The 18,960-nt window shown below is 71.7% G+C and carries 20 protein-coding genes; 8 read left to right on the forward strand and 12 right to left on the reverse strand.

Features of this window, described 5'->3' with window-relative positions; all coding sequences use genetic code 11:
• The first annotated feature begins 84 nt into the window (after nt 1–84).
• Nucleotides 85–1,362 carry a thymidine phosphorylase gene (locus AB0E14_RS08080; protein WP_362413696.1) on the forward strand — a complete coding sequence of 426 codons (1,278 nt, stop codon included), beginning with the start codon at nt 85–87 and terminating at the stop codon, nt 1,360–1,362.
• Between the two features lie 130 nt (nt 1,363–1,492).
• Nucleotides 1,493–1,762 carry an STAS domain-containing protein gene (locus AB0E14_RS08085; RefSeq protein WP_362413698.1) on the forward strand — a complete coding sequence of 90 codons (270 nt, stop codon included), beginning with the start codon at nt 1,493–1,495 and terminating at the stop codon, nt 1,760–1,762.
• Nucleotides 1,763–1,777: 15 nt separating this feature from the next.
• On the opposite strand, the gene AB0E14_RS08090 is transcribed toward AB0E14_RS08085, so the two are convergent.
• The 3 genes from AB0E14_RS08090 to AB0E14_RS08100 all read right to left on the reverse strand — a co-directional run bounded on the left by AB0E14_RS08090 (nt 1,778) and on the right by AB0E14_RS08100 (nt 4,936).
• Nucleotides 1,778–2,758, reverse strand: a complete 981-nt coding sequence (locus tag AB0E14_RS08090) for a sigma-70 family RNA polymerase sigma factor (RefSeq protein ID WP_362413700.1) — start codon at nt 2,756–2,758, stop codon at nt 1,778–1,780.
• Nucleotides 2,759–2,840: 82 nt separating this feature from the next.
• Nucleotides 2,841–3,488: a L,D-transpeptidase gene (locus tag AB0E14_RS08095; protein ID WP_362413872.1), complete on the reverse strand. Its 648-nt coding sequence runs from the start codon at nt 3,486–3,488 to the stop codon at nt 2,841–2,843.
• A gap of 161 nt (nt 3,489–3,649) precedes the next feature.
• The gene (locus AB0E14_RS08100) at nt 3,650–4,936 is read right to left on the reverse strand and encodes an MFS transporter (protein ID WP_362413702.1); all 1,287 of its coding nucleotides are present in this window, start codon (nt 4,934–4,936) and stop codon (nt 3,650–3,652) included.
• Between the two features lie 62 nt (nt 4,937–4,998).
• Here AB0E14_RS08100 and AB0E14_RS08105 point away from each other — a divergent pair, with 62 nt between their 5' ends.
• Nucleotides 4,999–5,952: a LysR family transcriptional regulator gene (locus tag AB0E14_RS08105; RefSeq protein WP_362413704.1), complete on the forward strand. Its 954-nt coding sequence runs from the start codon at nt 4,999–5,001 to the stop codon at nt 5,950–5,952.
• Between the two features lie 206 nt (nt 5,953–6,158).
• On the opposite strand, the gene AB0E14_RS08110 is transcribed toward AB0E14_RS08105, so the two are convergent.
• Entirely contained in the window at nt 6,159–6,935 is a 777-nt protein-coding gene (locus tag AB0E14_RS08110) for an alpha/beta hydrolase (protein WP_362413707.1), read from the reverse strand.
• 115 nt (nt 6,936–7,050) lie between these two features.
• On the opposite strand from AB0E14_RS08110, the gene AB0E14_RS08115 reads away from it, so the two are divergent.
• Nucleotides 7,051–8,205: an adenosine deaminase gene (locus tag AB0E14_RS08115; RefSeq protein ID WP_362413709.1), complete on the forward strand. Its 1,155-nt coding sequence runs from the start codon at nt 7,051–7,053 to the stop codon at nt 8,203–8,205.
• A 151-nt stretch (nt 8,206–8,356) separates the two neighbouring features.
• Entirely contained in the window at nt 8,357–8,725 is a 369-nt protein-coding gene (locus AB0E14_RS08120) for a hypothetical protein (RefSeq protein ID WP_362413711.1), read from the forward strand.
• Nucleotides 8,726–8,804: 79 nt separating this feature from the next.
• Here the strand turns inward: AB0E14_RS08120 and AB0E14_RS08125 are convergent, their stop codons facing one another.
• The 5 genes from AB0E14_RS08125 to afsQ1 all read right to left on the reverse strand — a co-directional run bounded on the left by AB0E14_RS08125 (nt 8,805) and on the right by afsQ1 (nt 12,626).
• Entirely contained in the window at nt 8,805–9,005 is a 201-nt protein-coding gene (locus AB0E14_RS08125) for a PspC domain-containing protein (protein ID WP_262006996.1), read from the reverse strand.
• A 92-nt stretch (nt 9,006–9,097) separates the two neighbouring features.
• Nucleotides 9,098–9,688 carry a VanZ family protein gene (locus AB0E14_RS08130; protein ID WP_362413714.1) on the reverse strand — a complete coding sequence of 197 codons (591 nt, stop codon included), beginning with the start codon at nt 9,686–9,688 and terminating at the stop codon, nt 9,098–9,100.
• A gap of 153 nt (nt 9,689–9,841) precedes the next feature.
• Nucleotides 9,842–10,462, reverse strand: a complete 621-nt coding sequence (locus tag AB0E14_RS08135; protein WP_362413716.1) for a hypothetical protein — start codon at nt 10,460–10,462, stop codon at nt 9,842–9,844.
• Nucleotides 10,459–11,952: a HAMP domain-containing sensor histidine kinase gene (locus tag AB0E14_RS08140; RefSeq protein WP_362413718.1), complete on the reverse strand. Its 1,494-nt coding sequence runs from the start codon at nt 11,950–11,952 to the stop codon at nt 10,459–10,461. The genes AB0E14_RS08135 and AB0E14_RS08140 overlap by 4 nt, the downstream gene beginning before the upstream one ends.
• Complete coding sequence (afsQ1, locus tag AB0E14_RS08145; RefSeq protein ID WP_181019089.1) at nt 11,949–12,626, reverse strand: two-component system response regulator AfsQ1; 678 nt, start codon at nt 12,624–12,626, stop codon at nt 11,949–11,951. The genes AB0E14_RS08140 and afsQ1 overlap by 4 nt, the downstream gene beginning before the upstream one ends.
• A gap of 159 nt (nt 12,627–12,785) precedes the next feature.
• Here afsQ1 and AB0E14_RS08150 point away from each other — a divergent pair, with 159 nt between their 5' ends.
• Nucleotides 12,786–13,514, forward strand: a complete 729-nt coding sequence (locus AB0E14_RS08150) for a SigE family RNA polymerase sigma factor (RefSeq protein WP_362413721.1) — start codon at nt 12,786–12,788, stop codon at nt 13,512–13,514.
• A 122-nt stretch (nt 13,515–13,636) separates the two neighbouring features.
• Here AB0E14_RS08150 and AB0E14_RS08155 read toward each other — a convergent pair whose 3' ends face one another.
• The gene (locus tag AB0E14_RS08155) at nt 13,637–14,266 is read right to left on the reverse strand and encodes an ATP-binding protein (protein ID WP_362413723.1); all 630 of its coding nucleotides are present in this window, start codon (nt 14,264–14,266) and stop codon (nt 13,637–13,639) included.
• Between the two features lie 214 nt (nt 14,267–14,480).
• On the opposite strand from AB0E14_RS08155, the gene AB0E14_RS08160 reads away from it, so the two are divergent.
• On the forward strand, nt 14,481–16,139 hold the full coding sequence (locus AB0E14_RS08160) for an IS200/IS605 family accessory protein TnpB-related protein (protein ID WP_362413725.1): 1,659 nt from the start codon (nt 14,481–14,483) through the stop codon (nt 16,137–16,139).
• Nucleotides 16,140–16,174: 35 nt separating this feature from the next.
• The gene (locus AB0E14_RS08165) at nt 16,175–16,564 is read left to right on the forward strand and encodes a hypothetical protein (RefSeq protein ID WP_362413727.1); all 390 of its coding nucleotides are present in this window, start codon (nt 16,175–16,177) and stop codon (nt 16,562–16,564) included.
• 71 nt (nt 16,565–16,635) lie between these two features.
• Here the strand turns inward: AB0E14_RS08165 and AB0E14_RS08170 are convergent, their stop codons facing one another.
• Nucleotides 16,636–17,529, reverse strand: coding sequence for an aldehyde dehydrogenase family protein (locus AB0E14_RS08170; RefSeq protein ID WP_362413729.1), 894 nt, complete (start codon nt 17,527–17,529; stop codon nt 16,636–16,638).
• On the reverse strand, nt 17,522–18,958 hold the full coding sequence (locus AB0E14_RS08175) for an aldehyde dehydrogenase family protein (protein ID WP_362413731.1): 1,437 nt from the start codon (nt 18,956–18,958) through the stop codon (nt 17,522–17,524). The genes AB0E14_RS08170 and AB0E14_RS08175 overlap by 8 nt, the downstream gene beginning before the upstream one ends.
• Nucleotides 18,959–18,960: the final 2 nt, after the last annotated feature.

Genomic DNA, 18,960 nt, shown 5'->3' on the forward strand with positions numbered 1-18,960 from the left:
ACCGAGGAGAGCGGCCCTTCCGGCACCATGGGGAGGGCCGCTCTCTCCTCTCACCCCTCTATGCGCGTAGAAAGAGGCACCACCATGGACGTCATCTCCGTCATCCGCACCAAGCGGGACAAGGGCGAGCTGAGCCCGGAGCAGATCGACTGGGTCATCGACGCCTACACCCGCGGTGTGGTCGCCGACGAGCAGATGTCCGCCCTGGCCATGGCCATCCTGCTGAACGGCATGAACCGCGCGGAGATCGCCCGCTGGACCGCGGCGATGATCGCGAGCGGCGAGCGCATGGACTTCTCCTCGCTCTCCCGCCCCACCTCCGACAAGCACTCCACCGGCGGTGTCGGCGACAAGATCACCCTGCCGCTCGCCCCGCTGGTCGCCGCCTGCGGCGCGGCCGTCCCGCAGCTCTCCGGCCGGGGCCTCGGCCACACCGGTGGCACGCTCGACAAGCTGGAGTCGATCCCGGGCTGGCGCGCGCTGCTGTCCAACGCGGAGATGCTGAACGTCCTGGACACCACCGGCGCGGTGATCTGCGCGGCCGGCGACGGCCTGGCGCCGGCCGACAAGAAGCTCTACGCGCTGCGCGACGTCACGGGCACGGTCGAGGCGATCCCGCTGATCGCCAGCTCGATCATGTCGAAGAAGATCGCCGAGGGCACGGGCTCCCTGGTCCTGGACGTGAAGGTCGGCTCGGGCGCGTTCATGAAGAACCTGGAGGACGCCCGCGAGCTGGCCTCGACGATGGTGGGCCTCGGCACCGACAGCGGTGTGAAGACGGTCGCGCTGCTCACCGACATGTCCACCCCGCTGGGCCTCACGGCCGGCAACGCCCTGGAGGTCCGCGAGTCCGTCGAGGTCCTCGCGGGCGGTGGCCCGGCGGACGTGGTCGAGCTGACGATCGCGCTCGCGCGCGAGATGCTCGACGCGGCCGGCATCAAGGACGCGGACCCGGCGAAGGCGCTCGTGGACGGCTCGGCGATGGACGTCTGGCGCCGGATGATCGCGGCCCAGGGCGGCGACCCGGACGCCGCCCTGCCCGTCGCGCGCGAGCAGCATGTCGTGACGGCGGCCGCCTCGGGCGTCCTGACCCGCCTCGACGCGTACGACATCGGCATCGCCGCCTGGCGCCTCGGCGCGGGCCGCGCCCGCAAGGAGGACCCGGTCCAGGCCGGCGCGGGCGTCGAACTGCACGCCAAGCCGGGCGACACGGTCACGGCGGGCCAGCCGCTGCTGACCCTCCACACGGACACCCCGGAGAAGTTCGACTACGCCCTGGAGTCCCTGACCGGCTCCTGGGACATCGCGCCCGAGGGCACCACGTTCACCCCGAACCCGATCGTCCTGGACCGCATCGCCTGACGACGGCCCTCCCCGTGAAAGGGGCCGGTGGCTCGCCACCGGCCCCTTCGCCGTGCGCGGACGGCTTCGACGCACAAGCGGCCACCGAGCTCCGCCGATGAGTTCCGGGCGCGGCGCGGGTCTCCCTGGTGTGGACACCACTGGACCGCTCGTACTGACCCTCGCCGCCCGCGCCACCCCCGAGGAGGTGGCGCGGCTCTGCGCGCTGCTCGGAGAGGCGGCACCCACCGACGTGATCTGTGACGTCGGCGGGCTGACGCACGCCGATCTCGCGGCCGTGGACGCGCTCGCCCGGCTGCGGCTCGCCGCCCGACGGCGCGGGCACCGGCTGCGGTTCGAGGGCGCGGGCGGCGAGCTGCGCCGACTGCTCGATCTCGTCGGCCTCGCCGGCCTCGTGTGACGCGGGCGGGAGGAGCTACGCCTCCAGCCGCTCCGGCAGGTCGAAGAGCGGGAACCAGCGCTTGGTGTCCAGGAAGAAGTCCATCCCGCCGACCTTGCCGTCCCGCAGCTCCAGGACGATCAGCGCCCACGGGCTGTATCCGCCCTCGGGGTCCGGGTGGTAGTGCGCGAACGCCGGGGAGCCGTTCGCCACGGTCGGGACCAGCTTCGAGCCCCGGCAGACGTCACCGACGCCGAGCATCCAGCCCACGATGTCGTCGTGGCCGCGCAGCCACAGGTCGTACGGCGGCATGGACATCGTCGCGTCCTCGTGCAGGAGCGCGGTCAGCGCCTTCATGTCGTAGCCCTCGAAGGCCGCGACATAGCGCTCCAGGAGCTGCTTCTGCTCCTCGTCCAGCGGGTCCGCCGCGTCCGAGGCCGCCGGTTCGTTCTCCGCGATCGTCGCGCGTGCCCGCTGGAGCGCGCTGTTGACCGAGGCGACCGTGGTGTCGAGCAGCTCGGCGACCTCGCTCGCCTTCCAGGCGAGCACCTCGCGCAGGATCAGCACCGCGCGCTGCTTCGGCGGCAGGTGCTGCAGGGCCGCGACGAACGCGAGCCGCACGGTCTCGCGGGACACCGCCGTCTCCGCCGGGTCGGCCACCGACGGCAGCACCCGCCCGTCCGGGACCGGCTCCAGCCAGGTGACCTCCGGCCGGGCGTTCAACTGGGCCTGGGCGACCGGCGTCGCGGCCGTGAGGTCCATGGGCCTGGCCCTCCGGTTCCCCGCGTTGAGCGAGTCCAGGCAGACGTTCGTCGCGATGCGGTAGAGCCAGGAACGCAGGCTGGAGCGGCCCTCGAAGGAGTCGAGCGACCGCCAGGCGCGGACCATCGTGTCCTGCACGGCGTCCTCCGCCTCGAAGGACGAGCCGAGCATCCGGTAGCAGTAACCCGTCAGCTCCGTGCGGTACTTCTCCAGCTCGGAGTGCCGGTCCTCGGCCGTGGTCGCCAGATCACTCATGCAGGTCCACCCCAGTCGCCCCTCATCGGCACCGGTGCTGTGCCGATGAGGGGAAGCTACCGCAGCCCACTGACAACCGGGGTCAGGTTCCCGGCTTCCGCCCGTAGACGAACACGTCGTCGCCGTTCTTGAGCAGGTTCCAGTACGCCTTGGCGTCGGCCGGGCGCATGTTGACGCAGCCGCCCGAGCCCGGCGGGTTCCACATGGACTTGGTCGTCGAGTGGAAGGCCTGCCCGCCGTCGAAGAACTGCGAGTACGGCATGGAGACGTGGTAGATCGTCGACCAGTGGTTGATGCTGCGCCAGTAGATCTTCTTGGCGCCGGTACGGGTCTCGGTCCCGTCCTTGCCCGTACGCACCGGGACCGGGCCGTACTTGAGCTTCGCGCCGTCCTGGATCCAGGACAGCTGACGCGTCAGGTCGACGCAGGCGATCCGGCCCTTGTTGGTCGGACACGTGCCGGCCTTGTTCGGGGTCTTCCCGGCCGCCTTCTGCTGGATCATCGTGTTCATGGTCCGCCACGTCAGCGGACCGGCGTACCCCATGGTCGGCGTGATGCCGTGCGTGCGCTGGAACGACTGGATCGCCTTGCAGTCGGCGAGCGACTGCTTCCCGTCCACCGTCCGGCCCAGGAACTTCTCCACCTGCTTCTGGTACGGCCCGGTCGTCACGTTGCACGACGCGGCCTGGGCCGTCCCCGCGCCGAGGGCCACCGTCAGCGGCACCACCATCGACGTGATGCCGAGGACGATCCCGGCGCGCTTCCGTATTCCGTTCATGATCACCAACTCCCCCTAGGGTCCTAAGACTTAGGACGAGCGGGGGAGCGTTCCGGTTGTACGGACGGGGCGCCGGTTTCGGGCCGTCTTCCGGGAGCCTTCCGGGACGTGTCTCAGTGCGCCGTACGGAGCCGAGGCCGGTGCGCCCGCGCCTCCTGCGCCCTGGCCTCGACCCGGGCGCTGTGCGTGCCGTAGAGGGTGATCGAGACGACGCCGAGGACCGCGACCAGGCCCAGGAGCACCGTGCCCGCCCAGCCGCCCGCGTGGAAGGCGATCGCGCCGAGCGTGCCGCCGACGCTGCTGCCGACGTAGTACGCGGACTGGTAGAGCGCCGAGGCCTGCGCGCGGCCGGTCTTCGCGGTCCGGCTCACCGAGGAGGAGGCGACCGCGTGCCCGGCGAAGAAGCCGGCCGTGATCAGGACCAGGCCCGCGAGGACGGCGGCGAGATTGTCGGCGAGCGAGAGCAGCAGCCCGGCGGCGGTGGTGCCGACCGCGAGGTAGAGCGCCCCGCGCCGGCCGAGCCGGCCGACCAGCTTCCCGGCGGCCGCGGAGGAGACCGTACCGACCAGGTACACCAGGAAGATCGAGCCGATCACACCCTGGGGGAGCGAGAACGGCGCCTCGACGAGCCGGTAGCCGATCACCGTGTAGACCGCGCCGAACACCGTCATGAACAGCGCGCCGATCGCGTACAGCCGGACGAGGAGCGGGTCGGAGAGGTGGGTGCGGACCGCCGTGGCGAGCAGCTTGGGGTTGAGCGAACCCGGCGTGAAGTGACGTGCCTTGGGGATGAGGACCCGGAAGGCGACCACGCAGACCACGGCCATCAGACCGACCGCGAGGAGCCCCGCGCGCCAGCCCCACATCTGGGCCACCCAGCCGGTGACGATACGGCCGCTCATGCCGCCGATCGAGTTCCCCGCGACGAACAGACCGATCGCCGCGATCAGCGCCTTCGGCCGCACCTCCTCGGCCAGGAAGGCCATCGCGGAGGCCGGCAGGCCCGCGAGCGCCGCGCCCTGGACGGCGCGCAGGGCGACCAGCCACTCCAGGTTCGGGGCGAAGGGGACGAGGAGTCCGACGGCGACCGCGACGGAGAGCGAGACGGTCATCATCCGGCGCCGGCCGAAGCGCTCGGACAGGGCGCTCATCGGCAGGACCAGGAGGGCGAGCGCGCCGGTCGCGGCGGAGACCGTCCACGAGGCGGCGGAGGCGCTCGCGCCGAACTCGGCGGAGATCGCGGGGAGGAGGGCCTGGGTGGAGTAGAGGAGCGCGAAGGCGGCGAGGCCGGCGGCGAAGAGCGCGAAGCTCATCCGGCGGTAGCCGGACGCTCCGGGGGCGAGACGGGTGTCGAGGGCGGCCGTGCTGGTGGCGGCCGCCTCGGTACTGGCGGAAGGCATACATCGAACGTAGGACGATCGTTCTCATGCGTCCAATGCATGGAACTGCTGTAATCGTTCCCATGGTGCATGAGTACAGGTCACAGGGTCGGCTGTCACCGAGTAGTTACGAAGAAGACATGGGGCTGCTGCTCGCGCCGCGGCTCGCGTACTTCGCGGCGGTGGCCCGGCACGAGCACGTGACCCGCGCGGCGGCGGAGATGGGCGTCCCCCAGTCGACGCTCTCCCGGGCGATGGTCAGGCTGGAACAGGACCTCGGGGTGTCCCTGTTCGCCCGCAAGGGCCGCACGGTCTCGCTGACCCCGGCGGGCCGGACGTTCCTCGGCTCGGCCGAGCGGGCACTCGCCGAGGTCGAGCGGGCGGCCGACTCGGTACGGGCGGACGCGGACCCGGCGACGGGGCGGGTCGCCTTCGGCTTCCTGCACACGATGGGCTCGGAGACGGTCCCGGCCCTTCTCCGGGCCTTCCGGGTGGACCACCCGAGGGTCCGCTTCACGCTCGTCCAGAACTACGGCGAGGCGATGATCGAGCGGCTCCGGGCCGGCGAGCTGGACCTGTGCCTCACGTCTCCCGTCCCGGACGCCCCGGACCTGGTGGCCCGTCGCCTGGACGAGCAGCGCCTGCGCCTGGTCGTCCCGGACGACCACCGCCTCGCCGCCCGCAAGCGGGTCCGCCTCGCGGAGGCGGCGGACGAGACCTTCGTGACCCTGGAGCCCGGCTACGGACTGCGCCGCATCACGGACGACCTGTGCGCCGAGGCCGGCTTCACGCCCCGGGTCGCCTTCGAGGGCGAGGAGGCGGAGACGCTGCGCGGCCTGGTCGCGGCGGGCCTCGGCGTGGCCCTCCTGCCACCCCCGGCGGTCCCGCGCCCCGGCGTCGTCGAACTCACGGTCACGGCGCCCCGTGCGATCCGCGAGATCGGCGTCGCCTGGCTGGACGGCCACCCGGACACGCCCCCGGTGGCCGCCTTCAAAAAGTTCCTCCTGAACAAACGAGGCCACCTCCTCCCGGACTGACCCCCAACTCCCCGAACCCGCCGCGCCCACCCGGCCGTCCCGCGCCCGCCCTCCCCTCGCGAAGCCGCCTGTCGGTGCGGCGCGTAGCTGCCGCCCCCCGGCGGCGCGAAGCCGCCGCGTCCGGGGGGTCGGGGGCGGAGCCCCCGGGCTCGTCAGAGTTTCGGGAAGGGGTGGGGTGGGGGAGGAAGCCCCGCTTGCGCTCGGGGCTAGCGCCGGCCCGCCCGTCCGAAGCCTGCCGCCAGCGGCATCCGCAGACCCAGCGGCGGCGGAGCCGCCAGCGCGTCGGCGAGCGGGCGGGCGAACGGGCGGGCGAACAGCGCGCCGAGGACGAAGTCCGTCGCCAGCGCGCGCACCTCCTCGCCGTACTGCCGCAGCGCGTGCCCGTCCGAGTGGACCTCGAAGCGGCACGTGTCCCGGTTCGCCTTCTTCGCCCGTACCGCGAGCCGGTAGGACAGTTCGGGATCCGTCCGCGCGTCGTTCGTGCCGTGCACCAGCAGGACCCGACGCCCCACCAACTGCCGTACCGGCTCCGGCTCCGCCGCCACGTCGTCCTCCGGCAGCCACGGCGCGAGCCCGAGCACCGCGTCGACCGCCGAGTGCCCCGCCGCCCGCAACGCCGCCCGCGCGCCCATCCCGTGGCCGGCCAGGCAGACCGGGACGTCGCCGTAGCGCCGTACCGCCTCCGCGACCGCCCACTCCGCGTCCGCGGCCAGCGCCGCGTCCGTGCCGTTCCAGCCGCGCCCCCGGTACCGCACCACGTGCGCCACCAGGCCTTCCGCGCGGCCCGCCCTGACGAGCCGTCGGCCGAGCGGCAGCATCGCCGCGTGCGCCCGGACCGACGCGCCCCGCCCGGACGCGACCTCCCCGTCCGGGAGGAGCAGGACCACCCCGCCCACCGCCGTACCGGGGTGCGATGCGCCGACAGGCCGTCCGAGCCGGGGTGTCCGGCCTCCTGCGGTCCCTACGAGTGCGGAGTGCGCCATGGCAGAACAGTCTCAGAAGGCGAGGTGTACGCCATCCGTACGCGCGGTCACTGTTACGTATCGACAAGCGAGTTGAGGAGGGGCGCTCTACGCGCGTAGGGGCTAGAGTGCGGCAATGACGAGCCAGACCCACAGCGTTCCGACCGCGGACCAGATCCGCCGCGCGCCGAAGGTGCTCCTCCACGACCACCTCGACGGCGGACTGCGCCCCGGCACGATCATCGAACTCGCCCTCGCGCAGGGCTACGACCACCTCCCCGAGACCGAGCCCGACAAGCTCGGCATCTGGTTCCGCGAGGCCGCCGACTCGGGCTCCCTCGAGCGGTATCTGGAGACCTTCGCGCACACCTGCGCCGTCATGCAGACCCGCGAGGCCCTCTTCCGCGTCGCCGCCGAGTGCGCGGTGGACCTCGCCGAGGACGGCGTCGTCTACGCCGAGGTGCGCTACGCCCCCGAGCAGCACCTGGAGGCCGGGCTCACCCTGGAAGAGGTCGTCGAGGCCGTCAACGAGGGCTTCCGCGAGGGCGAGCGGCTGGCGCGCGCCAATGGCCACCGCATCCGCGTGGGCGCCCTGCTGACCGCCATGCGGCACGCGGCCCGCGCCCTGGAGATCGCCGAACTCGCCAACCGCTACCGCGACTCCGGCGTCGTCGGCTTCGACATCGCGGGCGCCGAGGCCGGCTACCCGCCCACCCGCCACCTCGACGCCTTCGAGTACCTCAAGCGCGAGAACAACCACTTCACGATCCACGCGGGCGAGGCCTTCGGCCTGCCGTCGATCTGGCAGGCCCTCCAGTGGTGCGGCGCCGACCGCCTCGGCCACGGCGTCCGCATCATCGACGACATCGAGGTCGCCGACGACGGCTCGGTGAAGCTCGGCCGGCTCGCCGCGTACGTCAGGGACAAGCGCGTCCCGCTGGAGATGTGCCCGACCTCCAACCTCCAGACCGGTGCGGCGGACTCCATCGCCGAGCACCCGATCGGCCTGCTCCGCAAGCTGCACTTCCGGGCCACCGTCAATACCGACAACCGGTTGATGAGTGGTACGAGCATGAGCCGGGAATTCGAGCTGCTGATCGAGGCATTCGACTACACGCTCGACGACATGGCGTGGTTCACGGTCAATGCGATGAAATCAGCGTTCATTCCTTTCGATGAACGTCTCGCCATGATCAATGACGTCATCAAGCCCGGGTATGCCGAGCTGAAGTCCGAATGGCTGTTCCAGCAGACCGCCACGACCAGCGAGTCTGCCGGAAGGACGGACTGAATACAGGCTCCGGGAGGGGCGTCGGGGCGGCCGGGGAACATCTGACCGGCCGCCTTTCGGTGTTTGCGGGAGCGTCATTCGCTGGCTAAGTTGCAAAGCCGCTCTGCATTCCCCGAATTTCCTCCCCGAAATCCTCAAGGATGATTCTCTGATGAAGCAGTCTGCCGCCAAGACGCTCGGTGTCGCCGCCCTCGGTGCCGCTTTCGCCGCTGCCGCCGCAGGCACGGCCACCGCCGCCCCGGCGCTGCCCGCCGCGCCCGACGCGCTCGGCCTGGTCACCTCGACCGTGCCGCTGGGCGACGGTCTCACCGAGCTCCCCGAGGGCGCCACCGAGTCCCTCCTGGGCGGCCAGGCCGCCGTCGACCAGGGCGCCAAGGCCGTCCCGGCCGCCGCCGGCCAGGCCCTTGAGCACGCCCCCCTCGACGGCGCCACCAACGCGCTCGGCAACACCCCGGTCGGCGGCCTGCTCGGCGGCCTCCCGGTCGGCGCCCTGCCGCTCGGCGGCCTGCCGATCGGCTGATCGCACCGCATCCACGCCGATGGGGCGCCCACCCGGTCCGGGTGAGCGCCCCATCGGCGTACGTACGTCCTCGCGCCCGCTACCAGGCGGTGCTCGCCGACTTCTCCGCCGGGAGCAGCAGCCAGAGCGCCAGGTACAGCAGGAACTGCGGCCCCGGCAGCAGGCACGAGACGAGGAAGATGACCCGCATGGTGGTGGCCGAGGTGCCGAAGCGCCGTGCCAGCGCTGCGCACACTCCGCCGATCATGCGTCCGTCACGGGGGCGGGCAAGTGCGGCCATGGTGGGCTCCTTCGGGAGGGTCTTCGGGAAGCCGCTCCGTCGGGCTTCCGATGACTCCATCCTCGCCCGCCAAGGGGGGACAAAGCGTCGGTCTACGGGGCGATCCCGACCCTGGGAATCGTCGGGGTAGGCCCCTGAGAACCCTCGTCCCGCAGGAGGGCCGAACCCCGGCCCGGCCTGCGACGCGGGGAGGACCCGCTCGTCCTCTGGCCGTCCCCGTACCGCCCCCGGCGCAGCCGCGCCCGCCCGGCGGGCACCACCAGCAGATGCGCGAGCGCCACCCCGGCGGTGTTCAGGAGCAGCGAGTCGATGTCCACGACCTGCCCGGGCACGGCGGTCTGCAGCAGCTCCACGGCCAGCGACACAAGCGCCCCGGCCGCGACCGTACGGGCCAGGGAAGCCCAGGGGGAGACGCGCAGCCGCCCGTCGGCCATCGGCAGCAGTACCCCGAGCGGGGCCAGGAGCAGCAGGCCCTCGCCGATCCGCCGGGCCGCCTCGGCCGGGCCGAGCGCGAGATCCGCGCGGATCCCGGCGAGTGGGGTCAGGTTCGGCGCGGTCACCCAGGCTACGTCGCGTGGGCTGAGTGTCACCCAGGCGACGAGCAGCAGATGCGCGAGGAGGAGAGCGAAACCCACCACGCGTACGACCACGGCGGCGCTGCCGCCCGAACCTTGACGCTGCACGCCCCCCAAGACGCGCCCCGTCCCGGAATCGGTTCCGCCGCGACGCAGACCTCCCAGAACGGCCTCAACACGCCGACGGCCTCAACAAGCCGACGGCCTCAACAAGCCGACGGTCTCAGGCGACCCCGACGGACTCAGGAGACCCCGACGGGCTCAGGACGCCGACGGGGTCGGCAGGCCCAGCGTCGGCGCCGCCGACTCCGGACGCTCGCGCAGCTCGGTCGTGCAGGCGTACCGGCGCGGGTCGTACCGGCCCGGGCCGCCCAGGACCACGGACTCCTCGCCCGCGCCCGCCGAGCTGTGCGCGAAGGTGCAGACGATCTGCGCGAGCGCGGTCGGCGTCAGGTCCTCCGGCTGCCGGCTGAGCCGCAGCGTGTCCACCGGGTCGCCCGGACGGCCGCCGGAGACGACGAGCGGACCCTTGACGGCCGTGGAGAACCCGGCCTCCCGCTCACTCTCCGAGGGCTCGCTCAGCAACTGCGCGAGCAGCGCCGACGCCGTGGTCACCGGGTTGCCGCTCGCCTTCTCCTGCGGCACCGGCGAGCGCCGGTCCACCGCCTCCAGCTGCGAGCCGCACATCAGGTAGACCCGGACAGGGACGCCCGTCGACTGCGCGGCGACCTCGTCGCCCGTCACGCTGCACGGCACCCGCGAGGGGCCGGGCCCCGCGTCCACCGGCACCGACGTCGTCCTGATCCCGCATCCGGAGGCGAGCGCGGCCACGACCACGGCCGCCGCCACCATGCCCGTACGGACCGTTCTGCGGCGGCTCAACGCTCCTCCACCCCGTCCTGCTCGTCCTGCTCGTCGTCCTGCGGGAGCCGCAGGACGAACACCGCGCCGTCGCCGTCCGGCGAGTTCGCGGCGGTGATCGAACCGCCGTGGATCAGCGCGTTCTCCATGGCGATCGACAGACCGAGACCGCTGCCCTCCGACCGGGGCCGGGACGCGCTCGCCTTGTAGAAGCGGTCGAAGACGTGCGGCAGGACCTCCTCCGGGATGCCCGGACCGTGGTCCCGCACCGCGATGACCAGCTCGCCGTCCTCGGTGCGCACCGACACCCGCACCGGCGAACCGCCGTGCTTGAGCGCGTTGCCGATCAGGTTCGCCAGGATCACGTCGAGCCGGCGCGGGTCGAGCCGCGCCACGATCCCGCGCTCGGCGTCCAGGTCCACGGCGTCCAGCCAGGCCCGGGCGTCGATGCAGGCGGTGACCTGGTCGGCGACGTCGACGTCGTCGAGGACGAGCCGGGCGGTGCCCGCGTCGAAGCGGGTCACCTCCATCAGGTTCTCCACCAGGTCGTTCAGCCGGCGCGTCTCGCTCACCACGAGCGCGACGGCCGGCGCGATCATCGGATCGAGGTCGTCCTGCTCGTCCTCCAGGACCTCCGTGACGGCCGTCAGCGCCGTCAGCGGGGTCCGCAGCTCGTGGGACATGTCCGCGACGAACCGCCGACTGGACTCCTCCCGCGCGCTCATGTCCGCGACCTTCTTCTGCAACGACTCGGCCGCGCTGTTGAACGTCCGTGACAGATCGGCCAGTTCGTCCGTGCCGGAGACCCGCAGCCGGGTGTCCAGCTCGCCCTCGCCCAGCTTCCGCGCCGCCTCGCCGAGCCGGTGCACCGGCCGCAGCACGGTCGTGGCCGCCGCCTGCGCCAGCAGCGCCGAGCCGACGAGCGCGAGCGCGGTGGCGATCCCGAGCGACCAGGCGAGCGAGTTCAGATCGGCCCGCTCGGCCTCCAGGGACTTGAACATGTAACCGGTCGGCCCACCGCCGGTGATGCGCGTGCCACCGACCAGATACGGCGTCTTCCCGCGCTGCGTCCGCTGCCAGAACAGGTGGTACGGGCTGGTCTCGCCGTCCGTCGCGGGCCGCGCCGTGTCCACCGCGGTCCGCAGCGACTCCGGCACGTCGGCAAGCGTGAACGTGTCCGGGTTCGAGGCCCCGATGATCGGCTTACCGGCCTCCCGCTCACCGAGCAGCAGCACGCTGTACCCGGCACTGCCGCTCGCCATCTGGTCGGCCGTGCGCCGCAGATCGTCCTCGGTGGGACGCAGCGGCAGCGTCGCAGCCCGGTTCTGCATCTCCTGCCGGAAGTCGTTCAGCGCGCCGTCCTGCGTCCGCGTCAGCACCGCCTCGCGGTTCAGCCAGTACGCGATCCCCGACGCGGACACCGCGGCCGTGAGCGCGACCAGCGCGAAGACGACGACGAGACGCAGCCGGAGACTCGTGAAGCGCAGCCCGGCGAATATCGCTCTTCTCACGCAGGGACGTCCAGCCGGTAGCCCACACCCCGGACGGTACGGATCAGGGTCGGCGAGGACGGCACGTCCTCCACCTTGGCGCGCAGCCGCTGGACACAGGCGTCCACCAGGCGGGAGTCGCCCAGGTAGTCATGCTCCCACACCAGGCGCAGCAACTGCTGGCGCGACAGGGCCTGTCCGGGCCGCCGGCTCAGCTCCAGGAGCAGCCGCAGCTCGGTCGGCGTGAGCTGCAGGTCCTCCCCGTTCTTCGTCACCGTCATCGCCGAACGGTCGATGACCAGCGAACCGAAGGTCGCCGAGTCGGTCGACTCCCGTTCGCCGCGCCGCAGTACGGCCCGGATCCGGGCGTCGAGCACCCGCCCCTGGACCGGCTTGACCACGTAGTCGTCGGCGCCGGACTCCAGGCCGACGACGACGTCGATGTCGTCACTGCGCGCGGTGAGCAGGATGATCGGCAGCTGGTCGGTGCGCCGGATGCGCCGGCACACCTCGAAGCCGTCGATGCCGGGCAGCATGACGTCCAGTACGACCAGGTCCGGACGCTGCTCCTTGAGCAGCTTCAGGCCGTCCTCTCCCGTCGCCGCGGTGGCCACTCGGTGGCCCTGGCGTGACAGGGAGAGTTCGAGGGCCGTGCGGATGGCGTCGTCGTCCTCGATCAGCAACAGGAAAGGCACGGACGTCATTCTGTCCCATGCGGCCGTCGGAGTTCGACTGTGCGGCGGGACCCGCCCCTGTGACACGGCTGTGACAGTCGGCGGACACCCCGATGAAAGTGCCCGGGCAGAGTTCTTGGCACACGGACCGAACAGACTCCAACCGACGGGGGGCGCGAGATGAACGCACTGCACAGCACCACCACGAGCGCAGTGGTCACGCGTCTCCACGATGTCGTCGTGCGGGGCGGGACGGAGAAGTCCGGCGGTGTGAACGGGCGGGGGTGCGTTCGCAGCGCCGGGCGTCAGCGCAAGGCGCCGTACATGGTCGCCGTGGCTGACGGGGGAGCGGCGTACAGGGAGGTCAAGGGGGAGCGGCAGTCGGCGTCCGAAGCGGAGTTCACCGCCTACGTCGCCGAGCGTCGTGCCTCCCTGTACGCCACCGCCTACCACCTGACCGGTGACCGGTTCGAGGCCGAGGACCTGCTGCAGAGCGCGCTGTTCTCGACCTACCGGGCCTGGGACCGGATCAGCGACAAGGCGGCGGTCGGCGGCTATCTGCGCCGCACCATGACGAACCTGCACATCAGCGCCTGGCGCCGGCGGAAGCTCAACGAGTACCCGACGGAGGAGCTGCCGGAGACGGCGGGCGACACGGACGCGATGCGCGGCACGGAGCTGCGCGCGGTCCTGTGGCAGGCCCTGGCCCGGCTGCCCGAGCTCCAGCGCACGATGCTGGTGCTGCGCTACTACGAGGGCCGTACGGATCCGGAGATCGCGGAGATCCTGGACATCAGTGTCGGCACGGTGAAGTCGAGCATCTGGCGTTCCCTGCGCAGGCTGCGCGAGGACGAGGTGCTGAGCTTCGGCCGTGACGAGGAGGAGTCCTTCGGCGAGCTGGTGGCCTGAGGCACGGGGGGGAAACGGGGGAGCACGGGGGAAACACGGGGGGCGTACGGGGGAACGTACGGGGGAAAAGGCGCGGGCGGTACAAGCCGGGGGAGCTTGTACCGCCCGCGTCGTTGTGCGGCCTATCGGGCCACGGGGGTGCGGTGGCGGCCCGCCGCGGCGGCGGCGAGGCGGCCCAGGGCCTCCTGCTTGGCGCAGGGGTGGGCGCCCAGCTCGGTCTGGCGAGCCACGATGGAGCGTTCCGTGCGCATCAGGCGCCAGCCGCGACGGAGCAGGAACGGGACCGACTTGCGGCCCTCCTTGAGGTCGCGCAGGAGACGGCGGCGGAACGTCGTCGAGGGGCGGCCGCGCAGGCACAGGGCGTCGGCGAGGACGCCGAGCTCCTGGCAGCGCGCCACGATCTCCGCGGCGAAGATGCCCTCCGCGACGAAGAGCGGGGTCCGGCCGATGTCGAGGGCGTCGTGGTCCACGCGCGAGCTGGTGGCGAGGGAGTACACCGGCACGTCGGTGCGGCCCGTGCGGCACAGGTCCATGATCGCGGCGACGGCGGCCTCCGCGTCCCAGGAGCCGGGGGAGTCCCAGTCGATGTCGGCGCTGTCCGCGACCAGCGGGAGCGTCGGGTCGTCGCCCTCCTTGTAGAAGTCGTCGAGGCGCAGGACCGGGAGGCCGGCGACGGCTGCGAGGGACGACTTGCCGGAGCCTGAGGGGCCCGCGAGCAGGACGACACGCGTCGGGATCGGTTGAGAACTCACGGGACACCAGTGTGAACCATTCCCCCGGGCAGGGGACCCCTGAGGAAGGGGGTTGTGAGCTGACTGACAAAAAGCGTGCGTGTGCGCGCGTGTGCCGGTGGGGTCGTCGCGGTTCTGTCCCGGGGCGTGACCTCGGGCCGCGTGGTGCGTTGATACGCATGTGCGGCTGCCGGGTTCGCGTACGAGACGGAGGTGGAGCATGGGGGGTGTGCGGGTGTCGACGGAGCCGGTTGTGGTGCCTGGTCCGTCGGGGGTGGCCGTGCGCGCCCGCCTCAAGCACCTCACTCCCCGGGACGAGGAGGTGTTGCGGCTGGTCGGTGCGCACATGGGCTCGCTTGCCTCCCGTGACCTGAGGGCCCGGTGTGCCGAGGGTCTGGGGCACGGCGCGGACTCGTGGGCGGTGCGGAAGCGGGTGCTGACACCCTTGTCGACTTCGCGGTGGGCGGGTGCGGTCACCAAGGCGACGCATGACCAGTGGGCCCTGGCACGTCGTGGTCAGGCCGCGTACGTCCAGAACCTGGAGAACGGCGTCAAGACGCTCAGGTACCGGTTGTCCTTGCCGGTCGGGGCGAAGGGGTCGAAGCGGACCCCGGGTGGTTACCGGTCGAGTCGCGAGTGGCATGCGAAGGCGCGCCGTCTGCGCGGGCTCGAAGCTCGGCTGGCCGCCGCGCGGGCTGATCGTGCCGTAGGCCGTGTGCGAGTGGTGCGGGGCGGGAAGCGACTGCTGAACACCCGCCATCATCTGGCCGAAGCCGGGCTGACCGAGGTGGATTGGCGAGAGCGCTGGGAGGCGGAACGCTGGTTCCTCAGCGCTGATGGCGAGTCCGGGAAACGGTTCGGGAACGAGACGATCCGTGTCACCGGTACCGGCGAGGTGTCGATCAAGCTTCCCGCGCCCTTGGCGCAACTGGCGAACAGCCCGCACGGGCGTTACACCCTGACCGGCAGCGTCGCTTTCGCTCACCGGGGGGAGGAATGGGCCGACCGCATCACCGGCAACCGGGCGGTCGCCTACCGCATTCACCGCGACACGTCTCGGCGCCGTTGGTACCTGACAGCCTCGTGGCAGCGCCCAGTCGTCCAGCCGGTTCCGGTGACCACAGCACTCGCGCAGGGTGTGGTCGGGGTGGACATGAACGCCGACCACCTCGCCGCCTGGCGCCTCGACCCCCACGGCAACCCGATCGGTGGCCCGCGCCAGTTCTTCTACGACGTGACTGGCGCCGCTTCCCATCGGGACGCGGCGCTCCGGCACGCACTGACCCAGCTGATCAACTGGGCCCGGCGTACCGGTGTGAAGGCTGTCGCCATCGAAGACCTGGACTTCACGGAGAAGAAGAGCCGTGAGAAACACGGTCGCCGAAAGCGATTCCGGCAGTTGATCTCCGGCCTGCCGGTCGGGAAGCTCCGCACCCGCCTCGTCGCCATGGCCGCAGAGGCGGGACTCGCCATCGTGGCCGTCGACCCCGCCTACACCAGCCTGTGGGGAGCGCAGCATTGGCAGAAACCCCTCACCAGTAAGAACCGGAAGACCAGCCGTCACGATGCCGCGAGCATTGCGATCGGCAGGCGCGCCCTCGGACACCCGATCAGGCGACGGACGGCACCGCCCCGTACCCACCAGAGCGATGGATACGGGCATCGGACCGCCCAGGCCCGGACAGGCACCCGAGTGCGCGAGGGAAACCGCCCCCGTACTCCCGGACCGCGGACAGGATCCGTCGGCGCCGGACACGGCGAGAACGTGGTGGACCAGCACGCCCAACACCGTCCGGGGCGCGCGGCTGAGCAGGGTACTCGTGGCAACACGGCTCCTTTCGGCTCAGTCTCCGAGGAACGGTTGGTATCGAGCATCACACGTCGATTACGCTAGGTGTCTCAGCGCTTACTCAACGTCGAAGGACTCTCATGGCGCGTCACAAGCAATCCGGGACCGCCCGTCGCGGTGCCCTCCTGAAGGCCGGGCTGACCGTGACGGCGGCCGGTGCGGCCGTGCTCGGTCTGGGGGCCGCGGGCGCCCAGGCGGCCCCGCTGCCACTGCCGGTCGACTCGCTCCTCGGCAGCGACGCCGCGTCGGCCCTCGGGGCCACCGGCCACGCCGTGGGCCCGCTGACGAACCTCCAGCTGGACCCGCTGGCCAACACCGGGGTCGACCCGCTCGACAACGGGATCGGCACCCAGGTCGCCGACTTCAAGCCGGTGGGGACGAACCTGGTGACGGACCACGTCACGAAGGGCGGGGGCCTGGACGACCTGCCGCTGGTCGGCGAGGTCACGGGGCTGCTGCCGAAGGCGTAGCGAGGGGTACGAGGAACGGCCCCCGGGCGTATGCCCGGGGGCCGTTCTCCGTGGTGCGGGTGCGGCTGCTGCTAGTACGACGAGCCGCTGGCGCCGAGGGAGCCCGTGGGGTGCCAGACCGTCTTCGTCTCCAGGAAGGCCGTCAGGCGGTCCGTGCCCGGGGCCGCCGTGAAGTCCACGGGGCGGGGGCGCAGGACGCGCTTGAGGTTGTCCGCCGCCGCGATCTCGAGCTCGCGGGCCAGGTCGGCGTCCGCGCCCGTCAGGTCGATCGCGTTGACGTCCTGGTGGGCCGCCAGGTGCGGGCCCATCTCGGCGGCCTTGCCCGAGAGGATGTTGACCACGCCGCCCGGCAGGTCCGAGGTGGCGAGCACCTCGCCCAGGGAGAGGGCGGGGAGCGGGGACTTCTCGCTCGCGATCACCACCGCCGTGTTGCCCGTCGCGATGACCGGGGCGATGACGGAGACCAGGCCGAGGAAGGACGAGTCCTGGGGTGCCACGACCGTGACGACGCCGGTCGGTTCCGGGGTCGACAGGTTGAAGTACGGGCCGGCGACCGGGTTGGCGCCGCCCACGATCTGGGCGATCTTGTCGGTCCAGCCCGCGTACCAGACCCAGCGGTCGATCGCCGCGTCGACGACCGCGCCGGCCTTGGACTTCGACAGGCCCTCGGCGTCCGCGACCTCGCGGACGAACTGCTCCCTGCGGCCCTCCAGCATCTCGGCGATGCGGTAGAGGATCTGGCCCCGGTTGTACGCCGTCGCGCCCGACCAGCCGCCGAAGGCCTTGCGGGCGGCGACGACCGCGTCACGGGCGTCTTTGCGGGAGGAGAGCGGTACGTTCGCCAGCCAGTTGCCCTTGGAGTCGCTCACCTCGTACACCCGGCCGCTCTCGGAGCGGGGGAACTTGCCCCCGACGTACAGCTTGTAGGTCTTGAAGACGTTCAGGCGCGTCTGCTGCTCAGACATCGAGGTAGGCCTCCAGACCATGACGGCCACCCTCGCGGCCGAAGCCCGACTCCTTGTAGCCGCCGAAGGGCGAGGTCGGGTCGAACTTGTTGAACGTGTTGGCCCAGACGACACCCGCGCGGAGCTTGTTGGCGACCGCGAGGATGCGGCTGCCCTTCTCCGTCCAGATGCCCGCCGACAGGCCGTACTGGCTGTTGTTGGCCTTGGCGACCGCCTCGTCCGGCGTACGGAAGGAGAGGACGGACAGGACCGGGCCGAAGATCTCGTCGCGGGCGATGGTGTGCGCCTGCGTGACGCCGGTGAAGAGCGTCGGGGCGAACCAGTAGCCGGCGGACGGGATCTCGCAGGCGGCCGTCCAGCGCTCGGCGCCCTCCGCCTCGCCCCGCTCGACCAGCGAGGTGATGCGGGCCAGCTGCTCCGAGGAGTTGATGGCGCCGATGTCGGTGTTCTTGTCCAGCGGGTCGCCGAGGCGGAGGGTGGACAGGCGGCGCTTCAGGGAGTCGAGCAGCTCGTCCTGGACCGACTCCTGGACGAGGAGGCGCGAGCCCGCGCAGCAGACCTGGCCCTGGTTGAAGAAGATGCCGTTGACGATGCCCTCGACGGCCTGGTCGATGGGGGCGTCGTCGAAGAGGATGTTCGCGCCCTTGCCGCCCAGTTCGAGGGTGACCTTCTTGTCCGTACCGGCGATGGAGCGCGCGATGGCCTTGCCGACCGCGGTGGAGCCGGTGAACGCGACCTTGTTCACGTCCGGGTGCTCGACGAGCGCGGCGCCCGTCTCCCCGTAACCGGGGAGGATGTTGACGACGCCCTTCGGCAGGCCCGCCTGGCGGCAGATGTCCGCGAAGAACAGGGCGGAGAGCGGGGTCGTCTCGGCCGGCTTCAGGACGACCGTGTTGCCGGTCGCGAGGGCCGGGGCGATCTTCCACGCCAGCATCAGGAGGGGGAAGTTCCAGGGGATGACCTGGCCGGCCACGCCCAGCGGGCGCGGGTTCGCGCCGTAGCCCGCGTGGTCGAGCTTGTCGGCCCAGCCCGCGTAGTAGAAGAAGTGCGCGGCGACCAGCGGGAGGTCCGCGTCGCGGGTCTCCTTGATCGGCTTGCCGTTGTCCAGGGTCTCCAGGACGGCCAGCTCGCGGCTGCGCTCCTGGATGATCCGGGCGATCCGGAAGAGGTACTTGGCGCGCTCGGCGCCGGGCAGCGCGGACCACTTCTCGAAGGCCTTGCGGGCCGCCTTCACCGCGCGGTCGACGTCCTCGGCGCCCGCCTGGGCGACCTCGGAGAGGACCTCCTCGGAGGAGGGGGAGACGGTCTTGAAGACCTTGCCGTCGGCCGCGTCGACGAACTCGCCGTCGATGAACAGGCCGTAGGAGGGGGCGATGTCGACGACGGACCGGGACTCGGGCGCCGGTGCGTACTCGAATGCAGATGCCATGA

The sequence above is a fragment of the Streptomyces sp. NPDC047981 genome (assembly GCF_040653315.1).
Taxonomy (GTDB): Bacteria; Actinomycetota; Actinomycetes; order Streptomycetales; family Streptomycetaceae; genus Streptomyces.